This window comes from Leptospira alexanderi serovar Manhao 3 str. L 60 (genome assembly GCF_000243815.2).
Lineage (GTDB): Bacteria > Spirochaetota > Leptospiria > Leptospirales > Leptospiraceae > Leptospira > Leptospira alexanderi.
In genome coordinates, this window is sequence record NZ_AHMT02000049.1 from 102,501 (window position 1) to 107,500 (window position 5,000).

Sequence of the window (5,000 nt, forward strand, 5' to 3'; positions counted from 1 at the left end):
ACCGCTTTCAAAACTTGGAATAAGGTTAGTCCGAATCAGAACCGGTGTTGTTTTAAGCCTTTACGGAGGAGCTCTGGGAAGTATGCTTTCTCCTTTTCGATTGGGTTTGGGAGGACCGATAGGTTCCGGAAGGCAAGTCTTTAGCTGGATTCATATCGAAGACATGGTCGGTGCGATCGTTTATTTATTAGAAAATTCTAATCTTTCAGGAGCGTTCAATTTAGTAGCTCCAAATCCGGTAAGTAATGAGATCTTTTCGAAAATACTTGCACATATATTAAAACGTCCCGCATTTTTTAGAGTTCCGGCGACGATTTTAAAAGTCCTTTATCAAGACGGCGCGGACGTGATCTTAAAAGGGCAGAAAGTGATACCGGAGAGGTTACAAAAATCCGGATTTTCTTTTTTATATCCAAGACTTGACCCAGCATTGCGAGATCTCTTGATCTCAAGTTCGTAATTTCTTAAAACTAAAAGTCCATTTCAAAACCTTAAAAAATATCTCAAAAGTCCGGTAAACTTCTAAAACATGTAGGAGTTCCCACGTTTTAGGGTCAGTGAATAGGAGTCAGAGTTCAGTTACTTTTTCCTAATAGAGGGATCAGACTTTAACAAAGGTTAATTTTCTTCTTCTGTAATGTATGTAATGTAAAGTCCTAACCCCTAAAACCTAATCCCTAATACATATGCTAACATCTAAAAAGTTCTTACATTTAGAGACGGTTCTTAGAAGAAATTTTAAAATCGGTTGATAAGAAGAAGTTTTTTTTCGTATTAAAATGTCGTAACACAACGAACTTTGAGTGTTTGGTTTTTGTCATTTAGACCTGTAAATAAGGAGCCGGTTGTGGAAGAAATACTGACTGCGAAAAAAGTATTGTTCTCATAGGTTGTCGATGTCCAATAGTTAGAGTTTGGGGTATTTGGAAAGGAAACAACGTTGATGGCAGGGTTATTATTATTGAAATCGACGATGCTCAAAAGTTCGTTAGCGTTTGGTAATCTCCAATTCGTTCTTCCTGCTAAATTCAAAACATCACACGCATTTAGAGCCGCAGTCCAATCCAAATCCGAACTTCCTCCCGCACATCCTACACCGGCCTGTCCTTCCGAACATTGAGACCAAAGAAGTCCCGTATTTTGGTCGGTGACTGTTCCATTTCCATTATTAACAAAGGAGAACGCCGGAATCGGGTTTCCGGAAACACAACGAAGATTGATGTTATTTCCTTGTGGCTCATTCGAAATCCCCAAAGTCGCGGCCGAAAAGTTGATCGCCCAATTGGAACCGGGTGTTGTAGCGTCGGCCGTATTTGTCATATATTTGGTTCCTGAAAATGTATTTGGAAAGGAAGTATTGTTGATATGCGGATTGTTTGAATAATGAACCAGAGAGGCTAATTCTTTGATTGTAGGAATTCTCCAGTTGGTTTTTCCCGCATAACCTTGTCCGCCGTTGAGTCCGTTTAAGATTGTACAACTTCCCGCTAACCCGGCGTTCGCATTGTTCCAATTGATTGCGGTTGCTGCTCCGGAGCAATTTGAACCTGTTTGACCCTGAGCGCAAGTTTTCCAAGTAAGTCCGTGTAGAGTATCTAACGTAGTATAATCCGAAGTAAATTTGCAGTTTGGGGTCGGGGCGGAAAAAGAGCGCGCGTTTGGAGTATTGCTAAATTCTCCATCATTACCGGTCCCCGGACACGCAATAGCAGTTCCTGCATTATCCCAACAAATCGTCTGCCCCGTATCAAAAACGGCTCCCGGATTAAAATTTGTAGGTCCGTTTGAGCATTGAGAATCATTCGATGTTTCTTGGGTATTGGAAATTAACGCTTGCAGATATTGGAATATAACATAAGGAGGGTCCGGTTTGTTCGGAAGTTTTGCACAGAAAAGAAAAGAAAAAATAAAAAAAGATACAAGATATTTATTCATACACTTTTTACCCTCGGTATTCTTAATCCCTAACAGAAAGAAACTTGAGAAAATCATTTATTTTATCATATGAATGATTTATTTAAAGATTTAATTTCAAGCTCTCGAAAAGATGTAGATCAGAATGGTATCCTATTCTTAAATCGGGTTTTTATAAAGTTAAATTTAAAGCCGAAGTGGTCAGATTATATTATTTTTAGAAATGGACCAGTGAAATTTAGAAGCAGTTTTTTAGACTTAAGAACAGAAATAATTTTGAAATAGCTCCAAGAGATTTTTCCGAAGGCATTTTTATATAAATGGATGATATTTCCACACCCAATTCCGACAAAATGTCACGTTATTTAGAATAAAGTTCGTTTTTTAGAATATAATCCAAAACTTTTTTTGGAATTCGGTTCGGAATTATGGATCGAAAGAACGATTGCCTAAAATCCGTGGAACTTGCGGGAATCAAAGGATTTTTCAAAAATTGAAATTGAGAGAAAAGTTTTGAATTCTGAGGAACTACTTCCGAGAATCTTCGAAAGACGAAAACTTTTCGAACTTCATCCAAAATTTTTTCATAATTCCTCCATTCGTGAAAATTGGAATAATTATCCTCTCCGATTAAAAGAACAAACTCTCGATTCGGATGGAGAATCTTGAGTTTTTGAATCGTTTCAATCGTATAACTCGGACCCGGATAATTCAATTCCAGATCCAAAATTCGAATCGGTTCCGAAAACTCGGAGACAAATAAATTCAACATTTCTAATATATTTTCGGGAGAAGAAAACTTCTCTCCTTTGAGAGGGTTCTGTCGGTTTGGAATCAGAAAGACTTCCTTACACTCTGGGACTTCCCGAAAAAAAGACTTTAAAATTCCCGAATGTCCTTCGTGAGGAGGATCGAAACTGCCTCCGAAAATTCCCGTGAGGATTGGTGAAGTCATGGGTTAATTTCGGATTTGTCCGTTTCCGGTTACATAGGTGGTTGTGGTCGTGAGGTGGACCAAACCCATAGGACCACGGACGTGTAACTTGCCGGTGGAAATTCCCACTTCGGCGCCGAGACCGAATTCTGCGCCGTCGTGAAAACGCGTGGAGCAATTGACAAATAAAGCGGCGGAATCTAAGGAACTTGTGAAAATTTTAGCCACGTTTAAATCTTCCGTGACGATGGCTTCCGTATGACCTGAAGAAGTTCTTTCGATAAAGGCTAACGCTTCTTCCAAGCTGGAAACCGTTTTTACCGAAAGACGAAGATCCAAAAATTCTTCCTGATAGTCCTCCTCTTTAACCGGCTTTCCTTTCGGGTACAGAGAAAGCGCGGAAGGATCAAGTAATAGTTCCACACCTTCTTTGGCTAGAGCTTCTAACAATTCTTTTCGAAACGGATAACCGTTGTGAAGTATTAAGTTTTCCGTAGCGTTGCATACTCCCGGTCTTTGCACTTTGGAGTTGATTACGATCGGAATTACTTTCGCAGGATCGGCATCTTGATCAATATAGAGATTACAAACACCTTTGTCATGTTTGACGACTGGAATCATAGAATGCTCTGAGACAAATTTGATCAAACCTTCTCCGCCTCTCGGAACCACTATGTCGATCAAAGAAACCTGTTGAAGGAAAGGAAGCATAAAGGAGCGATCCGTTTTGTCTACAAAAGTGATCGCACTTGTATCGATTCCTTCTTTGTTTAGAATTTCATGAAATAGTTTTACTAAAATCGCGTTGGAATGAAACGCTTCGCTTCCTCCTCTGAGAATACATGCGTTCCCCGATTTGAAAGAAAGGGCGCCTACGTCGATCGTTACGTTCGGACGAGATTCGTAGATGACCATCACGACTCCGAGAGGAACTCTTTTGGTCACAAGTTCGAGACCGTTCGGAAGGGTCAAACCTCTCGTAACTTCTCCGACGGGGTCTGGAAGTGAAACGATTTCTCGAACTGCGGAAGCCATGGAAGCGATTCGTTTTTCATTTAATAAAAGACGATCCATCAAAGCGGAAGAGAGGTTTTTTTCTTTGCCGTTCTTTAGGTCGGACTCGTTTGCGGAAAGAATTTCCGATTTACGTTTTTCTAATATGTTTGCAAGTTCCAAAAGAACCTTGTTTTTTTGGGATGAAGAAAGTGATTTTAAAGTTCTGGAAGCTTTTTTGACCCGATAAGAAAGTTCTTTAACGTATTCGATTTCTTTCATAGATGATTTTCCCCGTTGCCATTTCGATTTTTGCGGATGATTTCTTTCACATCTTCCTCAGAAAAAACTCGGTTTCCGGAAGGCGCAATCAAAGTTCCGACCGAGTTTTTTTCCAAAAATTCTCGGATCGCATGCATTTTCTTGCCGTTTAAAATCGCGGTCGGTATTCCTGCTTCCGATAATAGACCGGCTGATTTAAGTTTGGTGAACATTCCGCCGGTTCCGGGGCCGCTCGGGCCGCCCGCGAGGTTCAGGTCGTCTTTCGAAATTCCTTCCAAAAAAGGGACTACTTTTTCTTCTTTGAGAAATCCCTCCACTCCGGTTAAAATGAGGAGCAAATCCGCGCCTACAATCAAACTTACAAGTGCGGAAAGCATATCGTTGTCCCCGAACTTCACTTCTTCGGTTGCGACCGAGTCGTTCTCATTGACAATAGGAAGTATTCCCCATTCCAAAAGTTGAGTGAACGTGTTCTTTAGATTTTTATAACCTTCTTTGGATTCAAGATCTAGAACGCCGAAAAGAATCTGGGCTATGCTCAAGTTCACCTTGGAAAAAAAACTGTCGTAAAGATTGATGAGTCTGTTCTGACCCATAGCGGCTAATGCTTGTTTTTCGGAGAGGGAATCTCTAGAAGAGATGGAAGAGGGGAGTTCGTTTAACAAAAGTCTTCCTCTTGCGATCGCACCGGAGGAAACTAGGATTACTTTTTTACCTAGATCTCTGAGATGACGAATGTCGCTTACCAATTGAAATAGAAAATCGTTCACTTCCGATTCAGGACCGGACAACCTCGCGGAACCTACTTTGATGACGATCATCTCTGCACTGTGGATTTTTTCTGACAGTGAATTTCGTTCCATATTCATTCCGTTGT

General features: G+C 40.6%; 5 protein-coding genes (1 of these 5 only partly in view). 1 reads left to right on the plus strand and 4 read right to left on the minus strand.

Going from position 1 to position 5,000, the window contains the following annotated elements; genetic code table 11:
• Window positions 1–460, plus strand: the 3' portion of a protein-coding gene (locus tag LEP1GSC062_RS15445) for a TIGR01777 family oxidoreductase (protein WP_020984727.1). The gene continues 461 nt to the left of window position 1, outside the view; only the last 460 of its 921 coding nucleotides appear in the window; its start codon lies beyond the left edge, outside the window; the stop codon is at window positions 458–460.
• Window positions 461–774: 314 nt separating this feature from the next.
• On the opposite strand, the gene LEP1GSC062_RS15450 is transcribed toward LEP1GSC062_RS15445, so the two are convergent.
• From LEP1GSC062_RS15450 to proB, 4 genes are all read right to left on the minus strand, one after another.
• Window positions 775–1,935, minus strand: coding sequence for an Lcl C-terminal domain-containing protein (locus LEP1GSC062_RS15450; RefSeq protein WP_020984708.1), 1,161 nt, complete (start codon window positions 1,933–1,935; stop codon window positions 775–777).
• A gap of 340 nt (window positions 1,936–2,275) precedes the next feature.
• Window positions 2,276–2,869 carry a nicotinate (nicotinamide) nucleotide adenylyltransferase gene (gene nadD, locus LEP1GSC062_RS15460; RefSeq protein ID WP_020984700.1) on the minus strand — a complete coding sequence of 198 codons (594 nt, stop codon included), beginning with the start codon at window positions 2,867–2,869 and terminating at the stop codon, window positions 2,276–2,278.
• A gap of 3 nt (window positions 2,870–2,872) precedes the next feature.
• Window positions 2,873–4,123, minus strand: coding sequence for a glutamate-5-semialdehyde dehydrogenase (locus tag LEP1GSC062_RS15465; protein ID WP_010579158.1), 1,251 nt, complete (start codon window positions 4,121–4,123; stop codon window positions 2,873–2,875).
• Window positions 4,120–4,992 carry a glutamate 5-kinase gene (gene proB / locus LEP1GSC062_RS15470; RefSeq protein WP_039942313.1) on the minus strand — a complete coding sequence of 291 codons (873 nt, stop codon included), beginning with the start codon at window positions 4,990–4,992 and terminating at the stop codon, window positions 4,120–4,122. The genes LEP1GSC062_RS15465 and proB overlap by 4 nt, the downstream gene beginning before the upstream one ends.
• Between the last annotated feature and the right edge of the window lie 8 nt (window positions 4,993–5,000).